This is a genomic window from Pseudaminobacter sp. Soil_N_29 (genome assembly GCF_057656055.1).
Window position 1 is genome coordinate 252,815 of sequence record NZ_JBDGLC010000004.1, and the last position, 23,171, is coordinate 275,985.

Consider the following 23,171-nt stretch of genomic DNA (forward strand, 5'->3'; position numbering starts at 1 on the left):
GCAGGGGACAGGGAAAACCGCGCCACATTCTGTTTCACGGCTGCGACGAGGCGAAATATTATGTCTCGCGGCCGTGTTGGGCGCCGGAACGGGCTGCTTTGTTAAGAATATGACCCGTGTGGGGTTGACGGTCCGCGGGTTCAAGCGTATTAGCCGCCTTGTCTGAACCCATGTGAGGTCTGGCTTTCCGGAGCGACACGTTCTGGAGTTTGCCTCAAACAAGGTTCGTTTTACGAGCGTATACACATCTCCGGCGTGCACGAAGCGGTTCCGCTTCCTCTGCTTTTTGTTCGGGCGCACCGCGGATCGCGGTTTGTGGCCCGAATTTTCGTGTGGAATGGCGCTTGGAGCCGCCCGTGAATGGGCTCGAGACACCGAATTTGAGAGACAAGAGGGTTTAATGCCTACCGTCAACCAGCTGATCCGCAAGCCGCGCATTGCGCCGGTGAAGCGCAATAAGGTTCCGGCCATGCAGGCCAATCCCCAGAAGCGGGGCGTCTGCACGCGCGTCTACACCACGACGCCGAAGAAGCCGAACTCGGCGCTGCGCAAGGTGGCCAAGATCCGCTTGACCAATGGCTTCGAGGTGATCGGCTACATTCCTGGTGAGGGTCACAACCTCCAGGAGCACTCGGTGGTCATGATCCGCGGCGGCCGCGTCAAGGATCTTCCCGGCGTTCGTTATCACATCATCCGCGGCGTGCTCGACACGCAGGGCGTGAAGAACCGCAAGCAGCGCCGCTCCAAGTACGGCGCCAAGCGTCCGAAGTAAGGTTTATCGGCTCGGGCGCCGCATGGTCGCGTCGAGCTTCGAAGTTGAGAGACGAGAAACATGTCCCGACGCCACAGTGCAGAGAAGCGTGAGATCAACCCGGATCCGAAGTTCGGCGACCTGGTCATCACCAAGTTCATGAACGCCGTCATGTATGACGGCAAGAAGTCGGTCGCCGAGACGATTGTCTATGGCGCGCTCGACCAGGTTCAGGCCAAGACCAAGCAGGAGCCGGTCTCCGTGTTCCATCAGGCGCTCGACAACGTCGCTCCGCACATCGAAGTGCGCTCGCGTCGCGTTGGTGGTGCGACCTACCAGGTTCCGGTCGATGTCCGTCCGGAGCGTCGCCAGGCTCTCGCCATCCGCTGGCTGATCACTGCGGCCCGCAACCGCAACGAGACGACCATGGTCGACCGTCTGTCGGGTGAACTGATGGACGCCGCCAACAACCGTGGCACCGCTGTCAAGAAGCGTGAAGACACGCACAAGATGGCTGAGGCCAACCGCGCTTTCGCGCACTACCGCTGGTAATAGCGCGAACGAACGACTGAGAGGCACCTTCCATGGCCCGCGAATATAAACTCGAAGACTATCGCAACTTCGGCATCATGGCTCACATCGACGCCGGCAAGACGACGACGACCGAGCGCATCCTCTACTACACCGGCAAGTCCCATAAGCTGGGCGAGACCCACGAGGGCTCGGCCACGATGGACTGGATGGAGCAGGAGCAGGAGCGCGGCATCACGATCACGTCGGCTGCCACGACGACGTACTGGAAGGGCCGCGACGGCAAGACCCGCCGTTTCAACATCATCGACACGCCCGGCCACGTCGACTTCACCATCGAGGTGGAGCGTTCGTTGCGCGTGCTCGACGGTGCCATCGCGCTGCTCGACTCCAATGCCGGCGTTGAGCCGCAGACCGAGACCGTCTGGCGTCAGGCCGAGAAGTATCATGTCCCGCGCATGATCTTCTGCAACAAGATGGACAAGATCGGCGCCGATTTCTATCGCTGCCTCGACATGATCCGTTCGCGTCTTGGCGCCATTCCGGTCGCTATGCAGCTGCCGATCGGCGCTGAAAGCGATTTCAAGGGCGTCGTCGACCTCATCGAGATGAAGGGCCTGATCTGGCGCGACGAAGCCCTGGGCGCTGCCTGGGACGTCGTCGAGATCCCGGAAGACCTCAAGGCGAAGGCCGAAGAATACCGCGAGAAGATGATCGAGGCCGCTGTCGAGATGGACGAGGCTGCGATGGAAGCCTATCTCGAGGGCAACCTGCCGGACAACGACAAGATCCGCGAGCTCATCCGCATCGGCACGATCGGCGTCAAGTTCCACCCGGTCTATTGCGGCACGGCGTTCAAGAACAAGGGCGTGCAGCCGCTGCTCGACGCAGTCGTCGACTTCCTGCCGGCTCCGAACGAAGTGCCGGACATCAAGGGCATCGACCCCAAGACCGAGGCTGAGACCACCCGCAAGTCGTCCGACGAAGAGCCGCTGTCGATGCTGGCGTTCAAGATCATGAACGACCCGTTCGTCGGTTCGCTGACCTTCTGCCGCATCTACTCGGGCAAGGTCACCAAGGGCATGTCGCTCGAGAACACCGTCAAGGGCAAGAAAGAGCGCATCGGCCGCATGCTGCAGATGCACTCGAACTCCCGCGAGGACATCGAAGAGGCATTTGCCGGCGACATCGTCGCTCTGGCCGGCCTCAAGGAGACCACCACTGGCGATACGCTCTGCGACCCGCTGAAGCCGGTCATCCTGGAGCGCATGGAATTCCCCGAGCCGGTCATCCAGATCGCGATCGAGCCGAAGACCAAGGGCGACCAGGAAAAGATGGGCCTCGCGCTCAACCGCCTGGCTGCCGAGGATCCGTCCTTCCGCGTCAAGACCGACGAGGAATCCGGTCAGACCATCATCGCCGGCATGGGCGAGCTTCACCTCGACATCCTCGTCGATCGCATGAAGCGTGAGTTCAAGGTCGAGGCGAACGTCGGTGCGCCGCAGGTGGCCTATCGTGAGACGATCACCCGTACCCACGAGCAGGACTACACCCACAAGAAGCAGACGGGCGGTACCGGCCAGTTCGCTCGCGTCAAGATCGTGTTCGAGCCGAATCCCGAGAGCGAGGATTTCGTGTTCGAGTCCAAGATCGTCGGCGGTGCGGTTCCGAAGGAATACATCCCGGGCGTCGAAAAGGGTGTCCGCAGCGTTCTGTCCTCTGGTCCGTTCGCTGGCTTCCCGATGATCAGCGTCAAGGCGACGCTCGTCGACGGTGCCTTCCACGACGTCGACTCCTCGGTGCTCGCGTTCGAAATCGCCAGCCGCGCCTGCCTTCGCGAAGCTGCGCCGAAGCTCGGCGTCCAGCTGCTCGAGCCGGTCATGCGCGTCGAGGTGGTCACGCCTGAGGACTATGTCGGCAACGTCATCGGTGACCTGAACAGCCGCCGTGGTCAGATCCAGGGCCAGGAAGCCCGCGGCGTGTCCGTGGTCGTCAACGCCATGGTTCCGCTCGCCAACATGTTCAAGTACGTGGACAGCCTGCGCTCGATGTCGCAGGGCCGCGCCCAGTACTCGATGGTGTTCGACCACTACGATGCGGTCCCGACCGCCGTGGCGCAGGAAGTGCAAAAGAAATTCGCGTAATTCCGAGGAATTACGTCGTTACCTTAATTCAACGCCTTAAGTGGCTGATAGGAATGGAGATTTCACATGGCTAAGAGTAAATTTGAGCGCACCAAGCCGCATGTGAACATTGGCACGATTGGTCACGTTGACCATGGCAAGACGTCGCTGACGGCTGCGATCACGAAGTTTTTCGGCGATTTCCGGGCCTATGACCAGATCGACGCCGCTCCGGAGGAGAAGGCGCGCGGCATCACCATCTCGACCTCGCACGTCGAGTACGAGACCGAGAACCGCCACTACGCCCACGTCGACTGCCCGGGCCACGCCGACTATGTGAAGAACATGATCACCGGTGCCGCGCAGATGGACGGCGCGATCCTGGTCGTGTCGGCCGCCGACGGCCCGATGCCGCAGACCCGCGAGCACATCCTGCTCGCCCGCCAGGTCGGCGTTCCGTCGATCGTGGTGTTCCTGAACAAGTGCGACCAGGTCGACGACCCGGAACTGCTCGAGCTGGTCGAGCTGGAAGTCCGCGAGCTGCTGTCGAAGAACGAGTTCCCCGGCGACGACATTCCGATCATCAAGGGCTCGGCGCTGGCCGCTCTGGAAGATTCGGACAAGAAGCTCGGCGAAGAGGCCATCCGCGCGCTGATGGCTGCGGTTGACGCCTATGTGCCGACGCCGGAGCGCCCGATCGACCAGCCGTTCCTGATGCCGATCGAAGACGTGTTCTCGATCTCGGGCCGCGGCACCGTGGTGACCGGTCGCGTCGAGCGCGGCATCGTCAAGGTTGGCGAGGAACTCGAGATCGTCGGCATCCGCCCGACCGCCAAGACGACCTGCACCGGCGTCGAGATGTTCCGCAAGCTGCTCGACCAGGGCCAGGCCGGCGACAACATCGGCGCGCTGCTGCGCGGCGTCGGCCGTGAGGACGTGGAGCGCGGCCAGGTGCTGTGCAAGCCGGGTTCGGTGAAGCCGCACAAGAAGTTCAAGGCCGAGGCCTACATCCTGACCAAGGAAGAGGGTGGCCGCCACACGCCGTTCTTCACCAACTACCGTCCGCAGTTCTACTTCCGCACGACGGACGTGACCGGCATCGTGCAGCTGGCCGAGGGCACCGAGATGGTGATGCCCGGCGACAACGTGACGGTGGACGTGGAACTGATCGTGCCGATCGCCATGGAAGAGAAGCTGCGCTTCGCTATCCGCGAAGGCGGCCGCACCGTCGGCGCCGGCGTCGTCGTGTCGATCACTGAATAATTAGAATTAACCGATCTGTCGCGGGCGCGGAACATCGCCCGCGCCGCGCCAGAACAAGGAAATGACGATGAACGGACAGAATATCCGCATCCGCCTCAAAGCGTTCGATCACCGTGTGCTCGATGCTTCGACGCGCGAAATCGTGTCGACGGCCAAGCGCACCGGCGCAAACGTTCGTGGGCCTATTCCGCTGCCGACGCGGATTGAGAAATTCACTGTCAACCGCTCGCCGCACATCGACAAGAAGAGCCGCGAGCAGTTTGAGATGCGCACGCACAAGCGGCTGCTTGATATCGTGGATCCGACCCCGCAGACCGTCGACGCTCTGATGAAGCTCGACCTCGCCGCCGGCGTCGATGTCGAGATCAAGCTCTAAGACGGGTGCAAGAGGCGTGGAGGGGCGGTTGCCCCGACAGGGAACTCTGAAAAGGAAATTGAACCGATGCGTTCAGGTGTTATCGCACAGAAGTTGGGCATGACCCGCATCTATAACGATGCCGGCGAGCATGTTCCCGTTACGGTTCTCCGCATGGAGAACTGCCAGGTCGTGGCGCAGCGCACGAAGGAAAAGAACGGCTACACCGCTGTTCAGCTCGGCGTTGGCCTGGCCAAGGTCAAGAACACGTCGAAGGCCATGCGCGGTCATTTCGCCGCTGCCTCCGTCGAGCCGAAGGCCAAGCTTGCCGAATTCCGCGTGTCGGACGAGAACCTGCTCGACATCGGCGTCGAGATCACCGTCGACCACTTCGTCGCCGGCCAGAAGGTCGACGTCACCGGCACCTCCACCGGTAAGGGGTTCCAGGGTGTCATGAAGCGCCACAATTTTGGTGGCGGCCGTGCAACCCACGGTAACTCGGTGGCCCACCGTACGCACGGTTCTACCGGTCAGCGCCAGGACCCCGGCAAGGTGTTCAAGGGCAAGAAGATGGCCGGCCACATGGGTGCAACCCGCGTGACCACTCAGAATGTCGAGGTCGTGTCGACCGACAGCGATCGTGGCCTGATCCTCATCCGCGGCGCCGTTCCGGGCACCAAGGGCGCCTGGATCCTGGTTCGCGACGCGGTCAAGGAAGCGCTGCCCGAAAACGCTCCGAAGCCGGCCGGCATTCGTGCCGCGCAGAATGAAGCTTCGGCCAAGGAAGGAGCCGAATAATGGATCTCAAGATTTCAACGCTTGGCGGCGAGGATGCCGGCAAGGTGAAACTCTCCGAGGAGATTTTCGGCCTTGATCCGCGCGAAGACATCCTCCAGCGCGTCGTTCGCTGGCAGCTCGCCAAGAAGCAGCAGGGTACCCACAAGGCCAAGACCCGCGCGGAAATCTCGCGCACGGGCGCCAAGATGTACAAGCAGAAGGGTACGGGCCGCGCCCGTCACTCTTCGGCCCGCGCCCCGCAGTTCCGCGGCGGTGGCAAGGCGCACGGCCCGGTGGTGCGCAGCCACGAGCACGACCTTCCCAAGAAGGTCCGCGCGCTCGGCCTGAAGCATGCGCTGTCGGCCAAGGCCAAGGCTTCGAACCTGATCATCGTCGATGATCTGGCTCTGGGCGAGGCCAAGACCAAGCTTCTCGTCGCGAATTTCGAGAAGCTGGGCCTGACCAACGCCCTGGTGGTGGGCGGTGCCGAGCTTGACGTGAACTTCAAGCGCGCTGCGTCGAACATCCCGAACATCGATGTCCTGCCGATCCAGGGCATCAACGTCTATGACATTCTGCGCCGCGGCACGCTGGTCCTCTCGAAGGCGGCCGTCGAGGCTCTCGAGGAGCGCTTCAAATGACGGATCTTCGCCACTACGACGTGATCGTCACCCCGGTGATCACCGAAAAGTCGACCATGGCTTCGGAAGCCAACCAGGTCGTCTTCAATGTCGCCCGCAAGGCGACGAAGCCGGAAATCAAGGCTGCGGTCGAGGCGCTGTTCAGCGTCAAGGTCACCGCGGTCAACACCCTGGTCCGCAAGGGCAAGGTCAAGCGCTTCCGCGGCACGATCGGCCGTCAGAGCGACGTGAAGAAGGCGATCGTGACGCTGGCCGACGGCCAGTCCATCGACGTCGCGACCGGGCTCTGATTGGCGCGAGGACAAACAGATGGCATTGAGACATTTCAAACCCGTAACGCCTAGCCTGCGCCAGCTGGTCATCACCGACCGCTCCGGGCTGTACAAGGGCAAGCCGGTCAAGGGCTTGACCGAAGGCCTGACCAAGTCGGGCGGCCGCAACAACCTCGGCCGCATCACCGCCCGCTTCATCGGTGGCGGCCACAAGCGGTCCTACCGCATCATCGACTTCAAGCGCCGCAAGTTCGACGTTGCGGCGACGGTCGAGCGGCTGGAGTATGACCCGAACCGCTCCGCCTTCATCGCGCTGATCAAGTACGAAGACGGCGAACTGTCCTACATCCTGGCGCCGCAGCGCCTGGCGGTTGGCGACAAGGTCGTGTCGGGCGAAAGCGCCGACGTGAAGCCGGGCAACGCGATGCCGCTGTCGGCCATGCCGGTCGGCACGATCGTGCACAACATCGAGCTGAAGCCGGGCAAGGGCGGTCAGGTCGCGCGTTCGGCTGGCGCCTACGCCCAGCTCGTCGGTCGCGACCAGGGCATGGCGATCCTGCGCCTGAACTCGGGCGAGCAGCGCCTGGTTCACGGCTCCTGCTTCGCCACTGTCGGCGCGGTGTCGAACCCCGAGCACGCCAACATCAACGATGGCAAGGCCGGCCGCACGCGCTGGCGCGGCAAGCGCCCGCACAACCGCGGCGTGACCATGAACCCGGTCGACCACCCGCACGGCGGTGGTGAAGGCCGCACTTCGGGCGGTCGCCACCCGGTCACCCCGTGGGGCAAGCCGACCAAGGGCAAGAAGACGCGGTCCAACAAGGCGACCGATAAGTTCATCGTTCGCTCGCGCCATCAGCGCAAGAGCTAAAGAGAGGTAGTCTGACGTGACCCGTTCAGTTTGGAAAGGCCCGTTCATCGACGGCTTTCTTCTCAAGAAAGTTGAAAAGGTGCGCGAAGGTGGCCGCAACGAGGTGATCAAGATGTGGAGCCGCCGCTCCACCATCCTGCCGCAGTTCGTCGGCTTGACTTTCGGCGTCCACAACGGCCAGAAGCACATCCCGGTCTCCGTGTCCGAAGACATGGTTGGCCACAAGTTCGGTGAATTCGCTCCGACGCGGACCTACTACGGCCACGGCGCGGACAAGAAGGCGAAGAGGAAGTAATATGGGCAAGGCCAAAGCTCCGCGCAGGCTTGCTGACAACGAGGCGCGCGCCGTCCTGCGCACGATCCGCGTCAGCCCGCAGAAGCTGAACCTGGTGGCCGCGCTGATCCGCGGCAAGAAGGTCGGCACCGCGCTGTCGGATCTGGAATTTTCGCGCAAGCGCATCGCCGGCACTGTCAAGAAGACGCTCGAATCGGCTATCGCCAACGCTGAGAACAATCACGACCTCGATGTCGACTCCCTCGTCGTGGCTGAGGCCTATGTCGGCAAGTCGATCGTGATGAAGCGTTTCCATGCCCGTGGCCGTGGCCGCGCCAGCCGCATTGAGAAGCCGTTTTCGCATCTCACGATCGTCGTTCGTGAAGTGGAAGAGAAAGGGGAGGCCGCCTGATGGGTCAGAAAATCAATCCGATCGGTCTGCGCCTCGGCATCAACCGCACCTGGGATTCGCGCTGGTACGCGAACACCAACGAGTACGGCAAGCTGCTGCACGAAGACATCAAGATCCGTAAGTATCTTGAGACCGAGCTGAAGCAGGCTGCGATCTCGAAGGTCGTCATCGAGCGTCCGCACAAGAAGTGCCGCGTCACGATCCACGCCGCCCGTCCTGGCCTCATCATCGGCAAGAAGGGCGCGGACATCGAGAAGCTGCGCAAGAAGCTGACCGAGATGACCAAGGCGGAAACGCACCTCAACATCGTCGAGGTCCGCAAGCCCGAGACCGACGCCACGCTGGTCGCCCAGTCGATCGCGCAGCAGCTCGAGCGCCGCATTGCCTTCCGCCGCGCCATGAAGCGCGCCGTGCAGTCGGCCATGCGCCTTGGTGCCGAAGGCATCCGTATCAACTGCTCGGGCCGCCTGGGTGGCGCTGAAATCGCGCGTATGGAGTGGTACCGCGAAGGCCGCGTGCCGCTGCACACGCTGCGCGCCGACGTCGACTACGGCACGGCCGAAGCTCAGACGGCATACGGCATCTGCGGCGTGAAGGTCTGGGTGTTCAAGGGCGAGATCCTCGAGCATGACCCGATGGCTTCCGAGCGTCGCGCCACCGAGGGCGATCATCAGCCGACGAGCGAGCGCGGTCCGCGTCGTCGCGAGAACGCCTGAGAAGCATAGGATTTTGGAGTAAGAACGATGCTGCAGCCAAAGCGCACAAAGTTCCGGAAGCAGTTCAAGGGCCGCATCCACGGCGCCGCCAAGGGCGGCACCAACCTGGATTTCGGCGGCTTTGGCCTGAAGGCGTTGGAGCCGAACCGGGTTACGGCACGTGAGATCGAGGCGGCCCGCCGCGCGATCACGCGTGAGATGAAGCGTCAGGGACGCGTCTGGATTCGCATTTTCCCGGACGTTCCGGTCACCTCGAAGCCGACCGAAGTTCGTATGGGTAAGGGCAAGGGCGCGGTGGACTACTGGGCCTGCCGGATCAAGCCGGGCCGCGTGATGTTCGAGATCGACGGCGTGCCCGAGGATGTCGCCCGCGAGGCTCTTCGTCTCGGCGCCGCCAAGCTCTCGGTCAAGACGCGCTTCGTGCAGCGCATTGCTGAATAAGAAAGGTCAAGCGTCATGAAAGCCGCAGAACTCCGGTCAAAGACCCCTGACCAGCTGAACGAGGACCTGGGTGCCCTGAAGAAGGAGCAGTTCAACCTGCGCTTCCAGAAGGCCACCGGTCAGCTCGAGAAGACGGCGCGTGTGAAGCAGGTCCGCAAGGACATAGCGCGCATCAAGACCATCGCCGCCGAAAAAGCTTCGGCCAAGAAGGCATAAGGACGAAAATCATGCCAAAGCGCATTTTGCAGGGCACCGTCGTCAGCGACAAGAACGAGAAGACGGTTGTCGTCAAGGTCGAGCGCCGCTTCACGCACCCGGTCATGAAGAAGGTCGTGCGTATGTCGAAGAAGTACAAGGCGCACGACGAAAACAACGCGTGCAAGGTCGGCGATCAGGTGTTCATCCAGGAATCGGCCCCGATCTCCAAGGACAAGCGCTGGGTTGTCATCACCGACGCCCAGGCTTCGCAGTAACGAAATATTTGGACAAGCCGGGTAGGGCGCTGCGCCACTACCCATGAATAAAGAAGGCGGCCAGTCATGATTCAGATGCAAACAAACCTCGACGTCGCGGATAATTCCGGCGCCCGTCGTGTCATGTGCATCAAGGTGCTGGGCGGTTCGAAGCGGAAGTACGCCTCGGTCGGCGACATCATCGTGGTGTCGATCAAGGAAGCCATTCCGCGCGGCCGCGTTAAGAAGGGCGATGTGATGAAGGCGGTCGTGGTTCGCACGGCCAAGGACATCCGCCGTCCGGACGGCAGCGTGATCCGGTTCGACAAGAACGCAGCTGTTCTCGTCGACAACAAGAAAGAGCCGATCGGCACCCGTATCTTCGGACCGGTTCCGCGCGAACTGCGCGCCAAGAACCACATGAAGATCATCTCGCTCGCGCCAGAAGTGCTGTAAGGAGCCGGAAAAATGCAGAAGATTCGCAAAGGCGACAAAGTCGTCGTTCTGGCCGGCAAGGACAAGGGCCGCTCGGGCGAGGTGCTCCGCGTGATGCCCAAGGACGACAAGGCCGTCGTTCGCGGCGTCAATATGGTGCGCCGCCACCAGAAACAGACCCAGTCCCAAGAGGGCGGGATCATCAGCAAGGAAGCGCCGATCCATTTGTCCAACCTCGCGCTGGCCGACCCGAAGGATGGCAAGCCGACTCGCGTCGGTTTCCAGATCCAGCAGGACGGTACCAAGGTGCGAGTGGCAAAGCGCTCGGGAGAAGTGATCAATGGCTAAGGCACAAAATCAGCCCCGCCTTCGCAAGGTCTACGAAGAGACCATCCGCAAGGCTATGCTCGAGCAGTTCAAGTACGAGAACGAGATGCAGATCCCGCGTCTCGACAAGATCGTGCTGAACATGGGCGTCGGTGAAGCGACCGGCGATTCGAAGAAGCCTTCGGTCGCTGCTGCCGACCTGGCCCTGATCGCCGGCCAGAAGCCGGTCATCACCTATGCGCGCAATTCGATCGCCGGCTTCAAGGTCCGCGAGAAGATGCCGCTCGGCGCCAAGGTCACGCTGCGCAACGAGCGCATGTACGAATTCCTGGACCGCCTGGTCACGATCGCCCTGCCGCGCGTGCGCGACTTCCGCGGTCTGAACGCCAAGAGCTTCGATGGCCGCGGCAACTTCGCCATGGGCATCAAGGAACACATCGTGTTTCCCGAGATCAACTACGACAAGGTTGATCAGATCTGGGGAATGGACATCATCGTTTGTACGACTGCAAAGACGGACGACGAGGCTCGGGCGCTGCTCAAGGGCTTCAACTTCCCCTTCCGGCAGTAACGGCAGCGAGAAAAGGATTTATCTGAAATGGCAAAGACCAGCTCAGTCGAGAATAACAACAAGCGCCGGAAGCTTGTGGACCAGTACGCTGCCAAGCGTAAGGCCCTCAAGGCTACCGTCATGGACAAGAGCCTCCCGATCGAAGAGCGTTTCCGCGCTCAGCTGAAGCTCTCGGCCCTGCCGCGCAATTCCGCGAAGATCCGTATCCGCAATCGCTGCGAGGTCTCGGGTCGTCCGCGCGCATATTATCGCAAACTGAAGATGTCGCGTATCGCACTGCGCGAACTGGGCCTGTTGGGCGCGGTCCCCGGGCTGGTCAAGTCGAGCTGGTAAGGAGCACAAGCTATGTCCCTAAGTGATCCTCTCGGCGATATGCTGACCCGCATCCGCAACGCCTATGGCCGCAGGAAGACCAAGGTCTCCACGCCGGCCTCGCGTCTGCGTGCCCGCGTGCTTGAAGTTCTCAAGGCTGAAGGCTACATCCGCGACTACAGCCAGGTCGACTACGGCAACGGCAAATCGGAAATCGAGATCGAGCTGAAGTACTACGACGGCTCTCCAGTCATCCGCGACATCGCTCGCGTTTCCAAGCCGGGCCGCCGCGTTTACGTGTCGGTGAAGTCGATCCCGCATGTGGCCAATGGCCTCGGCATTTCGATCCTGTCCACGCCCAAGGGCGTGATGACGGACCATGAAGCGCGCGAACAGAACGTCGGCGGGGAAATCCTCTGCCAGGTGTTCTGATCGGGCGGGTGTAAGACAGAAAGAACGAGGACAACGACATGTCTCGTATTGGCAAGAAACCCGTTCAGGTGCCTGCTGGCGTCACCGCGTCCGTCAACGGCCAGACCGTTACGGCCAAGGGCCCCAAGGGTGAGCTGAAGTACGTCGTGAACGACGAGGTGCTGGTCAAGTTCGAGAACGGCGAAATCGCCGTTCAGCCGCGTGATGACTCGAAGGATGCCCGCTCCAAGTGGGGTCTCTCGCGCACGCAGATCGTCAACATCCTGACCGGTGTGAAGGACGGCTTCGAGAAGAAGCTCGAGATCAGCGGCGTTGGCTACCGTGCCGCCATGCAGGGCAAGAACCTGCAGCTGGCGCTTGGCTTCAGCCACGACGTGGTCTACCAGACGCCGGAAGGCATCACCATCTCCGTGCCGAAGCCGACCGAGATCGTCGTGTCGGGCACGGACAAGCAGGTGGTCGGCCAGGTTGCGGCAGAGATTCGCAAGTATCGCGGCCCCGAGCCCTATAAGGGCAAGGGCGTCAAGTATGCTGGCGAAGTCATCGTCCGCAAGGAAGGCAAGAAGAAGTAAGCCGCGGTGCTCGGTCGCGGGAGGCGTCAATCGCCTACCGCACATGGCCGGGCCCGTTTCAGAAGGCAAGGAACGAATACAATGGCTTCCAAGGATTCCACCCAGCGCCGGGCCGCTCGCGTCCGTCGCCAGCTCAAGAAGGTCTCCGGCGACCGTCTGCGCCTGTCGGTCTATCGCTCGTCGAAGAACATCCATGCGCAGCTCATCGACGACACGAAGGGCCACACCGTTGCCGCCGCTTCCACGCTCGAGAAGGAGCTCAAGGGCTCCCTCAAGACCGGTGCCGACGTTGCCGCCGCTGCTGCCGTCGGCAAGCTGATCGCCGAGCGCGCCATCAAGGCGGGCTACAAGGAAGTGGTCTTCGACCGCGGACCTTACATCTATCACGGCCGCGTCAAGGCGCTGGCCGAAGCCGCCCGCGAGGCCGGCCTCAGCTTCTGATACGATCTCAAACGAGGCGCATTGCGCCTCGTTGCACGATCGGCAGTTGAAATAAATCCGGCGACGTTATAGACGCCGGATTTCAGTTTTTAACCCCGTGCTTCCGGAAAAGAATAAGGATCAGGGAAATGGCACAAGAACGTAGGGAAGGCGGCCGCGATCGCGAGCGCAGCCGTGACCGCGAAGAGCGCGACAGCGAATTCGTCGACAAGCTCGTTCACATCAACCGCGTCGCCAAGGTGGTGAAGGGCGGCCGTCGCTTCGGCTTTGCTGCTCTCGTCGTCGTCGGCGACCAGAAGGGCCGTGTGGGCTTCGGTCATGGCAAGGCGCGCGAAGTGCCGGAAGCCATCCGCAAGGCCACTGAGGCCGCCAAGCGCGACATGATCTTCGTGCCGCTGCGTTCGGGTCGTACCCTGCATCATGACGTCGCCGGCCGCCACGGCGCTGGCCGCGTGCTGTTGCGCACCGCCAAGGCCGGTACCGGCATCATCGCCGGTGGCCCGATGCGCGCCGTTTTCGAAACGCTCGGCATGCAGGACGTCGTCGCCAAGTCGATGGGTTCGTCGAACCCGTACAACATGGTGCGCGCAACGTTCGACGCTCTGAAGAACCAGATGCATCCGAAGGATGTGGCTGCTCAGCGCGGTATCAAGTACTCGACCCTCCAGGCACGTCGCGGCGCCGCCGTTGCGGCCGACGAGTAAGCCGGACGGGGAAGGATTACGACAATGGCAAAGAACGCTACCAAGACCATCACGGTCGAGCAGATCGGCAGCCCGATCCGCCGCCCGCAGGAACAGCGTGCGACGCTGATCGGCCTGGGCCTCAACAAGATGCACCGCCGCCGCACCCTCGAGGACACCCCGGCAGTGCGCGGCATGATCGCGGCCGTGCAGCACCTCGTCCGCGTCGTCGACGAAAAGTAAGCCGGACGCAGGAGAAAGACGATGAAACTCAACGAACTGCGTGACAACGAAGGCGCTACCCACGCCAAGAAGCGCGTCGGTCGCGGTATCGGCTCGGGCTCGGGCAAGACCGGCGGCCGCGGCGTCAAGGGTCAGAAGTCCCGCTCGGGCGTCTCGATCAATGGCTTCGAGGGTGGCCAGATGCCGCTCTATCGCCGCCTGCCGAAGCGTGGCTTCAACAACATCTTCGCGAAGGACTTCGTGGAGGTGTCTGTGGGCCGCATTCAGACTGCGATCGATGCCAAGAAGCTCGACGCCGGCGAGACCGTAACCGCCGAAGCGCTCGTCAAGGCCGGTGTGATTCGCCGCGTCAAGGACGGCGTGCGCCTGCTGAGCGACGGCGACCTCACTGCCAAGGTGTCTTTCGACATCGCCGGCGCCTCGAAGGCGGCCGTCGAGAAGGTCGAAAAGGCCGGCGGATCGGTCAAGGTGCCTGAGAAGGCGGACGCAAAGTCCGAGTAATGACACAGACAAGCGGCTGCCCCATCGGCAGCCGCTTGCATCTTTGCCGCGTGGAGCCTATCTCGGGGCTTCGTCTACACGTGCCGCCCGGCGCGGGCTTCCAAGCGTGACCAAGCGGAGACTTTCCCATGGCATCGGCTGCCGAACAACTTGCCTCAAATCTCAATTTCGCAGCCTTCGCCAAGGCCGAAGATCTAAAGAAGCGAATCTGGTTCACACTGGGTGCGCTGCTGGTCTTCCGTCTCGGCACCTATATTCCGCTTCCGGGCATCAATCCCGATGCGTTCGCGCAAGCCTTCACGCAGCAGAGCGGCGGCGTGCTTGGCATGTTCAACATGTTCGCCGGCGGCGCCGTCGGCCGCATGGCCATTTTTGCCCTCGGCATCATGCCCTACATCTCCGCCTCCATCATCATGCAGCTCATGACGTCGGTCATTCCGTCGCTCGAAGCGCTGAAGAAGGAAGGCGAGCAGGGCCGCAAGATCATCAACCAGTACACCCGCTACGGCACGGTGCTTCTCGCGCTCGTCCAGGCCTATGGTATTTCGGTCGGACTTGAGAGCGGCAACGGCATCGTCACCGATCCGGGCCTGTTCTTCCGTGCCTCAACCGTCATCACGCTGGTTGGCGGCACCATGTTCCTTATGTGGCTGGGTGAGCAGATCACCGCTCGCGGCATCGGCAACGGCATTTCGCTGATCATCTTTGCTGGTATCGTCGCAGGTCTCCCGCACGCTATCGGCGGCACGCTGGAACTCGGCCGCACTGGTGCCCTTTCCACGGGCCTGATCATCGGCATCATCATCCTGGCCGTCGTCGTCATCGCTGCCATCGTGTTCTTCGAGCGCGCGCAGCGCCGCCTGCTGATCCAGTATCCGAAGCGCCAGGTCGGCAACCGCATGTTCCAGGGCGACACCTCGCATCTGCCGCTGAAGCTCAACACCTCGGGCGTCATTCCGCCGATCTTCGCCTCGTCGCTGTTGCTGCTGCCGGCCACCGTCGCTGGCTTCTCCAACACGGAGTCGATGCCTGGCTGGGCCAGCAGCATCCTGGCCGCTCTCGGGCACGGCCAACCGGCCTATATGGTCTTTTACGCGGCGATGATCGTCTTCTTCGCCTTCTTCTACACGGCCATCGTGTTCAATCCGAAGGAAACGGCCGACCAGCTCAAGAAGCACTCCGGCTTCATTCCGGGCTATCGCCCGGGCGAGCGCACGGCTGAGTATATCGACTATGTGCTCACCCGCGTCACGGTGGTCGGTGCCATCTATCTGGTGCTCGTGTGCCTTCTGCCCGAGTTCCTGATTTCTGCGACCGGCGTGCCGTTCTATCTTGGTGGTACTTCGCTGCTGATCGTCGTCAGCGTTACGCTCGACACAGTTGCGCAGATCCAGGGCCACCTCATTGCCCACCAGTACGAGGGGCTGATCAAGAAGTCGAAGCTCCGCGGGGGCAAGAGGGGAAGATGAGGCTTATTCTGCTAGGACCGCCCGGCGCGGGAAAAGGCACCCAGTCGCAGCGGTTGGTCGAAAGGCACGGCATTCCGCAGCTTTCGACGGGCGACATGCTGCGCGCCGCGGTCGCCGCGGGAACCGAGGTCGGCAAGCGTGCCAAGGCTGTCATGGATGCTGGACAACTCGTGTCCGACGAAATCGTCAACCAGATCGTGTCCGATCGCATCGACGAGCCGGACTGCCGCAAGGGCTTCATTCTTGACGGCTTCCCGCGCACCGTGCCGCAGGCGCAGGCGCTGTCCCGCATCCTGGCCGACAAGGGCCAGCAGCTTGATGCGGTGATTGAGTTGAAGGTCGACGAGTCGGCCCTGCTCAAGCGCATGGAGCGCCGGGTGGCCGAGACCATCGCCGCCGGCGGTCAGGTACGTGCCGACGACAATCCCGAGTCGTTCAAGAAGCGGCTCAGCGAGTACCGCGAGAAGACGGCGCCGCTATCGGCCTACTACGCAAGCACCGGCGAACTGAAAACCATCGACGGCATGGCCGACATCGACGTCGTGACCGCCGAGATTGAAAATATCCTTTCGGAAGCTGCCCGCACCAGATAGTGTGGGCAGTTGACTAAAAGGGTCTTGTGGACTATAGCGGCGCGTCTCCCATCAGACGCGTTTTGCTCGGCTGCACAAGCATGTGCCGATCGCATCGGAACAGGAACACCCGCAAGGGCCGGCCTCCACCGGACGCGGGACAACTCAGTCGCCGGCAAGCCCGGCATACATGGAGAATGAGAATGGCTCGTATAGCCGGCGTTAACATCCCGACCAACAAGCGCGTCATCATCGCGCTGCAGTACATTCACGGCATCGGCCCGAAGTTTGCCGGCGAGATCGTCGAAAAGGTGGGCATCCCGGCCGAGCGCCGCGTGAACCAGCTGACCGACGCCGAAGTTCTGGCGATCCGCGAGACCATCGACCGCGACTACCAGGTCGAGGGCGACCTGCGCCGCGAAGTCTCGATGAACATCAAGCGTCTGATGGACCTTGGCTGCTACCGCGGCCTGCGTCATCGCCGCTCGCTGCCTGTTCGCGGTCAGCGCACGCACACCAATGCGCGCACCCGCAAGGGCCCGGCAAAGGCTATTGCCGGCAAGAAGAAGTAAGGCAACACGTCACCGGCCGGTGGTGAGAAGGCGAGGCCTTTTCCCCGTCGGCCGTTTCCGCGTTTGCCTTCGAGGTGTAGCCGCTGGAGTTACGGCGGCGTAGAGATCACTCTGAAAGGACTATTATGGCCAAGGAAGTCGCACGTATTCGCCGTCGCGAACGTAAGAACATTTCGTCGGGCGTCGCGCACGTCAACTCGACGTTCAACAACACCATGATCACCATCACCGACGCGCAGGGCAACACCATTGCCTGGTCGTCGGCTGGCGCCCAGGGCTTCAAGGGTTCGCGCAAGTCGACCCCGTTCGCGGCCCAGATGGCTGCCGAAGACGTCGCCAAGAAGGCGCAGGAACATGGCATGCGCACCCTCGAAGTCGAGGTCTGCGGCCCCGGCTCGGGTCGTGAGTCGGCTCTTCGCGCGCTGCAGGCCGGCGGTTTCACCATCACGTCGATCCGCGACGTGACGCCGATACCGCACAATGGCTGCCGCCCGCGCAAGAAGCGTCGCGTCTAGTTCATTTCTTGGTGCCGCATGGGCGTAATTCCGCGCTCATGCGGTTTTTCCAGATCGCCTGTCACGATTGGATGGTGCAGGGAAACGGAAGGAAGACAAAATGATCCAGAAGAACTGGCAAGAACTGATCAAGCCAAACAAGATCGAGTTCTCGTCTAAGGGTAAGACGCTGACCACGCTGGTGGCAGAGCCGCTGGAGCGCGGTTTCGGCCTCACGCTGGGCAATGCGCTGCGTCGCGTGCTGCTCTCGTCTCTGCGCGGCGCCGCCGTCACGGCGGTGCAGATCGATGGCGTTCTGCATGAATTCTCCTCGATCGCCGGTGTTCGTGAAGACGTCACCGACATCGTGCTGAACATCAAGGAAATCGCCATCCGCATGGAAGGCGATGGTCCCAAGCGCATGGTCGTTCGCAAGCAGGGCCCGGGTATGGTGCTCGCCGGCGACATCCAGACGGTTGGCGACGTCGAGATCCTCAATCCCGACCACGTCATCTGCACGCTGGACGAAGGCGCTGAAATCCGCATGGAATTCACCGTCGACACCGGCAAGGGCTACGTGCCGGCCGAGCGCAACCGCGCGGAAGACGCTCCGATCGGTCTCATCCCGGTCGACAGCCTCTACTCGCCGGTCAAGAAGGTGTCCTACAAGGTCGAGAATACCCGCCACGGCGAGGAGCTCGACAAGGACAAGCTCACCATGACGATCGAGACCAACGGCTCGGTTACCGGCGAGGACGCCGTCGCCTTCGCGGCGCGCATCCTGCAGGACCAGCTCGGCCTTTTCGTCAACTTCGAGGAGCCGCAGAAGGAAGTTGCCGCCGAGCAGGTCACCGAGCTGGCGTTCAACCCGGCGCTGCTCAAGAAGGTGGACGAGCTCGAGCTGTCGGTGCGTTCTGCCAACTGCCTGAAGAACGACAACATCGTCTACATCGGCGATCTGATCCAGAAGACCGAGGCGGAGATGCTGCGCACCCCGAACTTCGGTCGCAAGTCGCTGAACGAGATCAAGGAAGTTCTTGCCTCGATGGGCCTCCATCTTGGCATGGAAGTGGCCGACTGGCCGCCGGAAAACATCGAAGATCTCGCCAAGCGTTACGAAGACCAATACTGAGGCGTAGGCCTCTCGAACAAAATTTGAAGGAGTAGAGCCATGCGCCATGGATTCGCCGGCCGCCGGCTGGGCCGCAGTTCCAGCCACCGCAAGGCAATGTTTGCCAATCTGGCCGTCTCGCTGATCGAGCACGAGCAGATCACCACCACCCTGCCGAAGGCGAAGGACCTGCGTCCGATCGTCGAGAAGCTTGTCACGCTGGGCAAGCGCGGCGACCTGCACGCCCGCCGTCAGGTCATCGCCCAGATCGGCAATGAGTCGGTCGTCAAGCGCCTGTTCGACACGATTGCCCCGCGCTACGCCACCCGCAACGGCGGCTATCTGCGCATCATGAAGGCCGGCTTCCGTCATGGCGACAACGCCCCGATGGCCGTGATCGAGTTCGTCGAGCGCGACACCTCTGCCAAGGGTGCCGGCGACCACGCCCGCACCGCCGCCGAGGCAGTCGAGACGGAATCCGAAGCCGCCTGATCGGCTTCGCATCGTCGGATGAGCGGGAAGGGGCCTTGCGGCCCCTTTCTGCTTTTTCGGGCTTCGGAAGCGGCGCCGCGTGTGACAAGGCATCGCTTGAATTTGAACCCTGAAGCCTTTCATTTTGCACAATCATCGTGAGAATGGCTCGCGCTCGCTTTGGAGGATTCGCAATGGCTGCGAAAACACTGTTTCGGCTTCTGACTGCTGCCTGGTTCGCCGCCGCGCCGTTCGTCGCGCTGCCGGCACTGGCCGAGGATGCGCAGCCCGCCGAAACACAGCCGGCGGACAACCAGGCAGCCGCGCCCAAGGACGATCAGCCGGGCCTCAAGGAGGTGCTGAACGACCTGCTTGGCAAGGGCGACCAGCAGCTGCCGGCGCCCGCGCCGCAGGGCAAGCGGCTCCCGTTCGGGCGCACCGAGATGCAGTTGTCCTTTGCCCCGCTAGTCAAGGAAACCGCCCCGGCCGTGGTCAACGTCTATGCCTCGCAGCAGGTGCAGGTGCGCTCGCCCTTCGCCGGCGATCCGTTCTTCGAGCAGTTCTTTGGCCGCCAGTTCGGCAAGCAGGCGCCGCAGCGCATCCAGTCCTCGCTGGGGTCGGGCGTTCTGGTCGATGCCAGCGGCATCGTGGTCACCAACAACCATGTCATCAAGGATGCGGACGAGGTGAAGGTCGCGACCTCCGACGGGCGCGAATTCCCCTCCAAGGTTCTGCTCAGGGACGAGTCGCTCGATCTTGCGGTTCTAAAGATCGACAGCGACAAGCCGTTCCCGGTTGTTCCCATCGGCGATTCCGACGCGCTCGAGGTCGGCGATCTCGTCCTGGCCATCGGCAACCCGTTCGGCGTCGGCCAGACCACCACCAGCGGCATCGTTTCAGCGCTCGCGCGCAGCCATATCGGCGTGTCCGACTTCGGCTTCTTCATCCAGACCGATGCGGCCATCAATCCGGGCAATTCCGGCGGCGGGCTCATCAACATGACCGGCCAGCTCATGGGCATCAACACTGCCATCTACAGCCGCAGCGGCGGCTCGATCGGCATCGGCTTCGCCATCCCCTCCAACATGGTGCGTGCGGTGGTCGAAGCCGCCATGCAGGGGCGCGACTATTTCGAACGCCCCTTCATCGGCGCCACCTTCGAGCCGGTCACGCCGGCGATAGCCGAATCGCTCGGCATGGAGCAGCCCTCGGGCGCGCTTGTTTCCTCCGTTGCACCTGAAGGGCCTGCCGCCCAGGCTGGCCTGAAGCCGGGTGACGTGGTGCTGTCGCTCAACGGCATCGCGATCGAGCACGTGGATGCGCTCGGCTACCGGCTAGCGACGGTTTCCATCGGCAGCCCGGCAAGCCTGGCTGTCTTCAGCCAGGGAGCCGAAAAGACCGTAGAGATCACGCCGGTGCGGCCGCCGGAGGGCGCTTCCGCCGCCCCGATAACCATTGAAGGGGGCAGCCCGTTCGCAGGCGCCACGGTGGCAGAACTTTCGCCGCGCCTTGCGCAGCGGCTCGGCATGCCCAACGATCTCAAGGGCGTCACGGTCGTCGACATCCAGCGCAATTCGCCCGCCGCGCAACTCGGACTGCGGCCTCGCGATGTCGTGCGCGAGGTGAACGGCCAGGCCATAGACACGCCCGACACGCTGAAGCAAGCTGCGGCAGAGAAGACCCGCCGCTGGCGGCTTACGCTGGAGCGCAATGGGCAGCTGCTGCGGCAAGTTCTGATTTACTGAGGAACCAGGAAGATATGGCCGATCTGTTCCAGGCCGCCGAACCTGAAAGGGCACCGCCCGGGCGGCCCCTGGCCGATCGGCTGCGCCCGGCAAGCCTCGCAGAGGTCGTCGGCCAGGAGCACCTGACCGGCGAGGATGGCGCGCTGACCCGCATGATCCGCTCCGGCTCGCTCGGCTCCATGATCTTCTGGGGCCCGCCCGGCACCGGCAAGACCACAGTGGCGCGGCTGCTGGCCGGCGAGACGGATCTGGCCTTCGAGCAGATTTCGGCGATCTTCTCCGGTGTCGCGGACCTGAAGAAAGTGTTCGACACTGCGCGCCTGCGCCGCGCCAACGGCCGCCAGACGCTGCTTTTCGTCGACGAGATCCATCGCTTCAACCGCGCCCAGCAGGATTCTTTCCTGCCGGTCATGGAGGATGGAACCGTCGTTCTGGTCGGCGCTACCACCGAAAACCCGTCCTTCGAACTCAACGCTGCGCTCCTGTCGCGGGCGAGGGTGCTGGTCTTCCGCTCTCTCGGCGAGGACAGCATCTCAAAACTGCTTGAGCGCGCCGAACACGCCGAAGGCAAGCCGCTGCCGCTCGACGACGAGGCGAGAGCGGTGCTTGTCCGGATGGCCGACGGCGACGGCCGCGCCTCTCTCACGCTTGCCGAGGAAGTCTGGCGCGCGGCAAAGCCCGGCGAAGTCTTTGATGCCGAGGCCCTGCAGCGCATCGTGCAGCGGCGCGCGCCGATCTACGACAAAGGCCAGGATGGCCACTACAATCTGATCTCCGCGCTGCACAAGTCTGTGCGCGGCTCCGACCCTGATGCCGCGCTCTACTATCTTTGCCGCATGTTCGATGCCGGCGAAGACCCGCTCTATATCGGCCGTCGGCTGGTGCGGATGGCGGTGGAGGACATCGGCCTTGCCGATCCGCAGGCGCTGGTCATCGCCAACGCCGCCAAGGACGCCTACGACTATCTCGGCTCACCCGAGGGTGAACTCGCCTTCGCGCAGGCCTGCGTCTATCTCGCCACCGCGCCGAAGTCGAACGGCGTCTATACGGCCTTCAAGAGCGCCATGCGCGCAGCCAAGGAATATGGCTCGCTGCTGCCGCCGCGCCACATTCTCAATGCGCCCACAAAGCTCATGAAGGAAGAGGACTACGGCAAGGGCTATCTTTACGACCACGACATGCCCGAGGCGTTTTCCGGCCAGGACTATTTCCCCGAGAAGATGGGCCGCCACACCTTCTACGACCCGCCCGAACGCGGCTTCGAACGCGAGATCAGGAAGCGGCTGGACTATTGGGCGAAGCTGCGCGCCGAGAGGGCGCGCGGCAAGTAGCGGGCGTCGGGGCTGGCATTTGTTGCGCGAATTTCGTAAACAGCGCCATCGTTCCCGCTATTCCCGGTAAGCAATATGGACAGGAAGTCGCTCAAGACCATACGCAAGGTCGGCCTCGCAATAGTCGCCTTGGCGCTGGCCTTCTACTTCATTCCGATCATAACCGCGCTGTTCATCCTGTGCGGGCTCATCGACGTCCTCCGCAACGACCGCAAGAACGGTCGGCTGTTCAGCCTCTACTTTGCCGGCAACGGTCTGTTCACCTGGCTGCTGTCGCCCTTAAACCTTCTGGTCGATCTCCTGTCCTACAAGAATTGGGGCGTGTGGAAGCTCGAGCAGTTTCCCGACGACTACCGCCGCGAGGTCGAGGAGGTTCTGGAGGTCTTCAAGAACAGGCAAGCGGAGATCATCGCCGACATTGATGCCCATTTCGAGAGCGGTCGGCGCGGCATGTATGTCTACCAGTGGTACGGCAAGCAGCACATCGACAACGTTCCGGAATTCACCCGGAAGTTCAAATACATCCGCACCATCGCCGTGTCGGTGTTCAGCGGCCGCGAATCGACCTCGTACCACTTCGGCCCGCTGCGGCTCACACTGCGCGTGCTCTACAATCTGAGGCCGGCCAAGACCGACCAGATCTTCATCGAGTGCGGCAATGCCAAGCAGTTCTGGTATCAGGACCCGCTCTTCATCTTCGACGACACGCTGCTGCACCGTTCGGTGAACGAGCATGACGGCCGCCGCTACTGCGTCTTCATGGACGTCATCCGCCCCTCGCCGGTGCCGGGGGTCTTGTCCATGATGCTGGCCGGCATTTCGATCAGCGTCGACCGCATGAAGGCGATCTTCTACAAGAACTGGAAGATGATCGGCTCGCGCGACCCCAAGGCCGCACCTGCCAAATAGGCGGAGCGTGGGCGCGGCCCATTGAACATTGCTGCGAAAGGTGCGAACCGCTATTCGCAACGACATGACAGAAACATCGCGGTAGCACCGCCCATGGTTTC

34 protein-coding genes are annotated in these 23,171 nt (G+C 62.6%); all 34 read left to right on the forward strand.

Translation table 11 applies throughout. The features are described from left to right. Positions 1–400: 400 nt before the first annotated feature. The 34 genes from rpsL (at position 401) to AC3A4H_RS12085 (ending at position 23,070) form a co-directional block, all read left to right on the forward strand. On the forward strand, positions 401–772 hold the full coding sequence (rpsL, locus tag AC3A4H_RS11920) for a 30S ribosomal protein S12 (RefSeq protein ID WP_008837709.1): 372 nt from the start codon (positions 401–403) through the stop codon (positions 770–772). Positions 773–832: 60 nt separating this feature from the next. After that, the gene (rpsG, locus tag AC3A4H_RS11925; RefSeq protein WP_348779463.1) at positions 833–1,303 is read left to right on the forward strand and encodes a 30S ribosomal protein S7; all 471 of its coding nucleotides are present in this window, start codon (positions 833–835) and stop codon (positions 1,301–1,303) included. Positions 1,304–1,335: 32 nt separating this feature from the next. Beyond that, positions 1,336–3,426 (forward strand): elongation factor G, encoded by a 2,091-nt coding sequence (gene fusA, locus AC3A4H_RS11930; protein WP_348779464.1) that lies wholly within the window; start codon positions 1,336–1,338, stop codon positions 3,424–3,426. A gap of 66 nt (positions 3,427–3,492) precedes the next feature. Further along, entirely contained in the window at positions 3,493–4,668 is a 1,176-nt protein-coding gene (gene tuf, locus AC3A4H_RS11935) for an elongation factor Tu (RefSeq protein WP_348779465.1), read from the forward strand. A 67-nt stretch (positions 4,669–4,735) separates the two neighbouring features. Further along, positions 4,736–5,044 (forward strand): 30S ribosomal protein S10, encoded by a 309-nt coding sequence (rpsJ, locus tag AC3A4H_RS11940; RefSeq protein WP_007066362.1) that lies wholly within the window; start codon positions 4,736–4,738, stop codon positions 5,042–5,044. Between the two features lie 66 nt (positions 5,045–5,110). Further along, a complete protein-coding gene (rplC, locus tag AC3A4H_RS11945) occupies positions 5,111–5,821 on the forward strand; it encodes a 50S ribosomal protein L3 (RefSeq protein WP_487766866.1) in 711 nt (236 codons plus the stop codon). After that, complete coding sequence (rplD, locus tag AC3A4H_RS11950; protein ID WP_348779467.1) at positions 5,821–6,441, forward strand: 50S ribosomal protein L4; 621 nt, start codon at positions 5,821–5,823, stop codon at positions 6,439–6,441. Before rplC ends, rplD begins: the two co-directional genes overlap by 1 nt. Continuing rightward, positions 6,438–6,731: a 50S ribosomal protein L23 gene (locus AC3A4H_RS11955; protein WP_348779468.1), complete on the forward strand. Its 294-nt coding sequence runs from the start codon at positions 6,438–6,440 to the stop codon at positions 6,729–6,731. Before rplD ends, AC3A4H_RS11955 begins: the two co-directional genes overlap by 4 nt. 19 nt (positions 6,732–6,750) lie before the next feature. Next, positions 6,751–7,584 (forward strand): 50S ribosomal protein L2, encoded by an 834-nt coding sequence (rplB, locus tag AC3A4H_RS11960; protein ID WP_348779469.1) that lies wholly within the window; start codon positions 6,751–6,753, stop codon positions 7,582–7,584. A gap of 16 nt (positions 7,585–7,600) precedes the next feature. Next, a complete protein-coding gene (gene rpsS / locus AC3A4H_RS11965; RefSeq protein ID WP_348779470.1) occupies positions 7,601–7,879 on the forward strand; it encodes a 30S ribosomal protein S19 in 279 nt (92 codons plus the stop codon). Between the two features lies 1 nt (position 7,880). Further along, positions 7,881–8,270 carry a 50S ribosomal protein L22 gene (gene rplV, locus AC3A4H_RS11970; RefSeq protein WP_348779471.1) on the forward strand — a complete coding sequence of 130 codons (390 nt, stop codon included), beginning with the start codon at positions 7,881–7,883 and terminating at the stop codon, positions 8,268–8,270. Further along, positions 8,270–8,986, forward strand: a complete 717-nt coding sequence (gene rpsC, locus AC3A4H_RS11975) for a 30S ribosomal protein S3 (protein ID WP_348779472.1) — start codon at positions 8,270–8,272, stop codon at positions 8,984–8,986. The genes rplV and rpsC overlap by 1 nt, the downstream gene beginning before the upstream one ends. A gap of 27 nt (positions 8,987–9,013) precedes the next feature. Continuing rightward, positions 9,014–9,427: a 50S ribosomal protein L16 gene (gene rplP / locus AC3A4H_RS11980; RefSeq protein ID WP_348779473.1), complete on the forward strand. Its 414-nt coding sequence runs from the start codon at positions 9,014–9,016 to the stop codon at positions 9,425–9,427. A 15-nt stretch (positions 9,428–9,442) separates the two neighbouring features. Beyond that, positions 9,443–9,643 carry a 50S ribosomal protein L29 gene (gene rpmC, locus AC3A4H_RS11985; protein WP_348779474.1) on the forward strand — a complete coding sequence of 67 codons (201 nt, stop codon included), beginning with the start codon at positions 9,443–9,445 and terminating at the stop codon, positions 9,641–9,643. Positions 9,644–9,654: 11 nt separating this feature from the next. Continuing rightward, positions 9,655–9,900: a 30S ribosomal protein S17 gene (gene rpsQ, locus AC3A4H_RS11990; protein WP_128626715.1), complete on the forward strand. Its 246-nt coding sequence runs from the start codon at positions 9,655–9,657 to the stop codon at positions 9,898–9,900. Between the two features lie 66 nt (positions 9,901–9,966). Beyond that, the gene (gene rplN, locus AC3A4H_RS11995) at positions 9,967–10,335 is read left to right on the forward strand and encodes a 50S ribosomal protein L14 (RefSeq protein WP_006205457.1); all 369 of its coding nucleotides are present in this window, start codon (positions 9,967–9,969) and stop codon (positions 10,333–10,335) included. 12 nt (positions 10,336–10,347) lie between these two features. After that, the gene (rplX, locus tag AC3A4H_RS12000) at positions 10,348–10,662 is read left to right on the forward strand and encodes a 50S ribosomal protein L24 (RefSeq protein ID WP_348779475.1); all 315 of its coding nucleotides are present in this window, start codon (positions 10,348–10,350) and stop codon (positions 10,660–10,662) included. Beyond that, positions 10,655–11,212: a 50S ribosomal protein L5 gene (gene rplE / locus AC3A4H_RS12005; protein ID WP_348779476.1), complete on the forward strand. Its 558-nt coding sequence runs from the start codon at positions 10,655–10,657 to the stop codon at positions 11,210–11,212. The genes rplX and rplE overlap by 8 nt, the downstream gene beginning before the upstream one ends. Positions 11,213–11,239: 27 nt before the next feature. Next, a complete protein-coding gene (rpsN, locus tag AC3A4H_RS12010) occupies positions 11,240–11,545 on the forward strand; it encodes a 30S ribosomal protein S14 (protein ID WP_348779477.1) in 306 nt (101 codons plus the stop codon). 12 nt (positions 11,546–11,557) lie between these two features. After that, positions 11,558–11,956 (forward strand): 30S ribosomal protein S8, encoded by a 399-nt coding sequence (gene rpsH, locus AC3A4H_RS12015; protein ID WP_348779478.1) that lies wholly within the window; start codon positions 11,558–11,560, stop codon positions 11,954–11,956. Between the two features lie 38 nt (positions 11,957–11,994). Then, positions 11,995–12,528 carry a 50S ribosomal protein L6 gene (gene rplF / locus AC3A4H_RS12020; RefSeq protein ID WP_348779479.1) on the forward strand — a complete coding sequence of 178 codons (534 nt, stop codon included), beginning with the start codon at positions 11,995–11,997 and terminating at the stop codon, positions 12,526–12,528. Positions 12,529–12,609: 81 nt separating this feature from the next. Beyond that, complete coding sequence (gene rplR, locus AC3A4H_RS12025) at positions 12,610–12,969, forward strand: 50S ribosomal protein L18 (RefSeq protein ID WP_348779480.1); 360 nt, start codon at positions 12,610–12,612, stop codon at positions 12,967–12,969. A gap of 128 nt (positions 12,970–13,097) precedes the next feature. Then, positions 13,098–13,673 carry a 30S ribosomal protein S5 gene (gene rpsE, locus AC3A4H_RS12030; RefSeq protein WP_348779481.1) on the forward strand — a complete coding sequence of 192 codons (576 nt, stop codon included), beginning with the start codon at positions 13,098–13,100 and terminating at the stop codon, positions 13,671–13,673. A 24-nt stretch (positions 13,674–13,697) separates the two neighbouring features. Then, positions 13,698–13,895, forward strand: coding sequence for a 50S ribosomal protein L30 (gene rpmD, locus AC3A4H_RS12035; RefSeq protein WP_348779482.1), 198 nt, complete (start codon positions 13,698–13,700; stop codon positions 13,893–13,895). Between the two features lie 21 nt (positions 13,896–13,916). Beyond that, positions 13,917–14,396 (forward strand): 50S ribosomal protein L15, encoded by a 480-nt coding sequence (gene rplO / locus AC3A4H_RS12040; RefSeq protein ID WP_348779483.1) that lies wholly within the window; start codon positions 13,917–13,919, stop codon positions 14,394–14,396. A gap of 128 nt (positions 14,397–14,524) precedes the next feature. Beyond that, positions 14,525–15,865 (forward strand): preprotein translocase subunit SecY, encoded by a 1,341-nt coding sequence (gene secY / locus AC3A4H_RS12045; RefSeq protein ID WP_487766867.1) that lies wholly within the window; start codon positions 14,525–14,527, stop codon positions 15,863–15,865. Further along, positions 15,862–16,458, forward strand: a complete 597-nt coding sequence (locus tag AC3A4H_RS12050; protein ID WP_348779485.1) for an adenylate kinase — start codon at positions 15,862–15,864, stop codon at positions 16,456–16,458. Before secY ends, AC3A4H_RS12050 begins: the two co-directional genes overlap by 4 nt. Before the next feature lie 182 nt (positions 16,459–16,640). After that, on the forward strand, positions 16,641–17,009 hold the full coding sequence (rpsM, locus tag AC3A4H_RS12055) for a 30S ribosomal protein S13 (RefSeq protein WP_348779486.1): 369 nt from the start codon (positions 16,641–16,643) through the stop codon (positions 17,007–17,009). A 125-nt stretch (positions 17,010–17,134) separates the two neighbouring features. Beyond that, positions 17,135–17,524 (forward strand): 30S ribosomal protein S11, encoded by a 390-nt coding sequence (rpsK, locus tag AC3A4H_RS12060; RefSeq protein WP_348779487.1) that lies wholly within the window; start codon positions 17,135–17,137, stop codon positions 17,522–17,524. Positions 17,525–17,624: 100 nt separating this feature from the next. Beyond that, on the forward strand, positions 17,625–18,635 hold the full coding sequence (locus AC3A4H_RS12065) for a DNA-directed RNA polymerase subunit alpha (RefSeq protein ID WP_348779488.1): 1,011 nt from the start codon (positions 17,625–17,627) through the stop codon (positions 18,633–18,635). 39 nt (positions 18,636–18,674) lie between these two features. After that, positions 18,675–19,106, forward strand: coding sequence for a 50S ribosomal protein L17 (rplQ, locus tag AC3A4H_RS12070; protein WP_348779489.1), 432 nt, complete (start codon positions 18,675–18,677; stop codon positions 19,104–19,106). A gap of 173 nt (positions 19,107–19,279) precedes the next feature. After that, entirely contained in the window at positions 19,280–20,830 is a 1,551-nt protein-coding gene (locus AC3A4H_RS12075) for a DegQ family serine endoprotease (protein WP_487766868.1), read from the forward strand. Between the two features lie 14 nt (positions 20,831–20,844). After that, complete coding sequence (locus AC3A4H_RS12080) at positions 20,845–22,161, forward strand: replication-associated recombination protein A (RefSeq protein WP_487766869.1); 1,317 nt, start codon at positions 20,845–20,847, stop codon at positions 22,159–22,161. Positions 22,162–22,236: 75 nt separating this feature from the next. Beyond that, positions 22,237–23,070 (forward strand): aspartyl/asparaginyl beta-hydroxylase domain-containing protein, encoded by an 834-nt coding sequence (locus AC3A4H_RS12085; protein WP_487766870.1) that lies wholly within the window; start codon positions 22,237–22,239, stop codon positions 23,068–23,070. The last annotated feature ends 101 nt before the right edge of the window (positions 23,071–23,171 follow it).

What these genes read in the sequence shown, in the direction of transcription:
- rpsL (WP_008837709.1), top strand. Translation starts at nt 401, where the DNA reads ATGCCTACCGTCAACCAGCTGATCCGCAAGCCGCGCATTGCGCCGGTG.
- rpsG (WP_348779463.1), top strand. Translation starts at nt 833, where the DNA reads ATGTCCCGACGCCACAGTGCAGAGAAGCGTGAGATCAACCCGGATCCG.
- fusA (WP_348779464.1), top strand. Translation starts at nt 1,336, where the DNA reads ATGGCCCGCGAATATAAACTCGAAGACTATCGCAACTTCGGCATCATG.
- tuf (WP_348779465.1), top strand. Translation starts at nt 3,493, where the DNA reads ATGGCTAAGAGTAAATTTGAGCGCACCAAGCCGCATGTGAACATTGGC.
- rpsJ (WP_007066362.1), top strand. Translation starts at nt 4,736, where the DNA reads ATGAACGGACAGAATATCCGCATCCGCCTCAAAGCGTTCGATCACCGT.
- rplC (WP_487766866.1), top strand. Translation starts at nt 5,111, where the DNA reads ATGCGTTCAGGTGTTATCGCACAGAAGTTGGGCATGACCCGCATCTAT.
- rplD (WP_348779467.1), top strand. Translation starts at nt 5,821, where the DNA reads ATGGATCTCAAGATTTCAACGCTTGGCGGCGAGGATGCCGGCAAGGTG.
- AC3A4H_RS11955 (WP_348779468.1), top strand. Translation starts at nt 6,438, where the DNA reads ATGACGGATCTTCGCCACTACGACGTGATCGTCACCCCGGTGATCACC.
- rplB (WP_348779469.1), top strand. Translation starts at nt 6,751, where the DNA reads ATGGCATTGAGACATTTCAAACCCGTAACGCCTAGCCTGCGCCAGCTG.
- rplV (WP_348779471.1), top strand. Translation starts at nt 7,881, where the DNA reads ATGGGCAAGGCCAAAGCTCCGCGCAGGCTTGCTGACAACGAGGCGCGC.
- rpsC (WP_348779472.1), top strand. Translation starts at nt 8,270, where the DNA reads ATGGGTCAGAAAATCAATCCGATCGGTCTGCGCCTCGGCATCAACCGC.
- rplP (WP_348779473.1), top strand. Translation starts at nt 9,014, where the DNA reads ATGCTGCAGCCAAAGCGCACAAAGTTCCGGAAGCAGTTCAAGGGCCGC.
- rpmC (WP_348779474.1), top strand. Translation starts at nt 9,443, where the DNA reads ATGAAAGCCGCAGAACTCCGGTCAAAGACCCCTGACCAGCTGAACGAG.
- rpsQ (WP_128626715.1), top strand. Translation starts at nt 9,655, where the DNA reads ATGCCAAAGCGCATTTTGCAGGGCACCGTCGTCAGCGACAAGAACGAG.
- rplN (WP_006205457.1), top strand. Translation starts at nt 9,967, where the DNA reads ATGATTCAGATGCAAACAAACCTCGACGTCGCGGATAATTCCGGCGCC.
- rplX (WP_348779475.1), top strand. Translation starts at nt 10,348, where the DNA reads ATGCAGAAGATTCGCAAAGGCGACAAAGTCGTCGTTCTGGCCGGCAAG.
- rplE (WP_348779476.1), top strand. Translation starts at nt 10,655, where the DNA reads ATGGCTAAGGCACAAAATCAGCCCCGCCTTCGCAAGGTCTACGAAGAG.
- rpsN (WP_348779477.1), top strand. Translation starts at nt 11,240, where the DNA reads ATGGCAAAGACCAGCTCAGTCGAGAATAACAACAAGCGCCGGAAGCTT.
- rpsH (WP_348779478.1), top strand. Translation starts at nt 11,558, where the DNA reads ATGTCCCTAAGTGATCCTCTCGGCGATATGCTGACCCGCATCCGCAAC.
- rplF (WP_348779479.1), top strand. Translation starts at nt 11,995, where the DNA reads ATGTCTCGTATTGGCAAGAAACCCGTTCAGGTGCCTGCTGGCGTCACC.
- rplR (WP_348779480.1), top strand. Translation starts at nt 12,610, where the DNA reads ATGGCTTCCAAGGATTCCACCCAGCGCCGGGCCGCTCGCGTCCGTCGC.
- rpsE (WP_348779481.1), top strand. Translation starts at nt 13,098, where the DNA reads ATGGCACAAGAACGTAGGGAAGGCGGCCGCGATCGCGAGCGCAGCCGT.
- rpmD (WP_348779482.1), top strand. Translation starts at nt 13,698, where the DNA reads ATGGCAAAGAACGCTACCAAGACCATCACGGTCGAGCAGATCGGCAGC.
- rplO (WP_348779483.1), top strand. Translation starts at nt 13,917, where the DNA reads ATGAAACTCAACGAACTGCGTGACAACGAAGGCGCTACCCACGCCAAG.
- secY (WP_487766867.1), top strand. Translation starts at nt 14,525, where the DNA reads ATGGCATCGGCTGCCGAACAACTTGCCTCAAATCTCAATTTCGCAGCC.
- AC3A4H_RS12050 (WP_348779485.1), top strand. Translation starts at nt 15,862, where the DNA reads ATGAGGCTTATTCTGCTAGGACCGCCCGGCGCGGGAAAAGGCACCCAG.
- rpsM (WP_348779486.1), top strand. Translation starts at nt 16,641, where the DNA reads ATGGCTCGTATAGCCGGCGTTAACATCCCGACCAACAAGCGCGTCATC.
- rpsK (WP_348779487.1), top strand. Translation starts at nt 17,135, where the DNA reads ATGGCCAAGGAAGTCGCACGTATTCGCCGTCGCGAACGTAAGAACATT.
- AC3A4H_RS12065 (WP_348779488.1), top strand. Translation starts at nt 17,625, where the DNA reads ATGATCCAGAAGAACTGGCAAGAACTGATCAAGCCAAACAAGATCGAG.
- rplQ (WP_348779489.1), top strand. Translation starts at nt 18,675, where the DNA reads ATGCGCCATGGATTCGCCGGCCGCCGGCTGGGCCGCAGTTCCAGCCAC.
- AC3A4H_RS12075 (WP_487766868.1), top strand. Translation starts at nt 19,280, where the DNA reads ATGGCTGCGAAAACACTGTTTCGGCTTCTGACTGCTGCCTGGTTCGCC.
- AC3A4H_RS12080 (WP_487766869.1), top strand. Translation starts at nt 20,845, where the DNA reads ATGGCCGATCTGTTCCAGGCCGCCGAACCTGAAAGGGCACCGCCCGGG.
- AC3A4H_RS12085 (WP_487766870.1), top strand. Translation starts at nt 22,237, where the DNA reads ATGGACAGGAAGTCGCTCAAGACCATACGCAAGGTCGGCCTCGCAATA.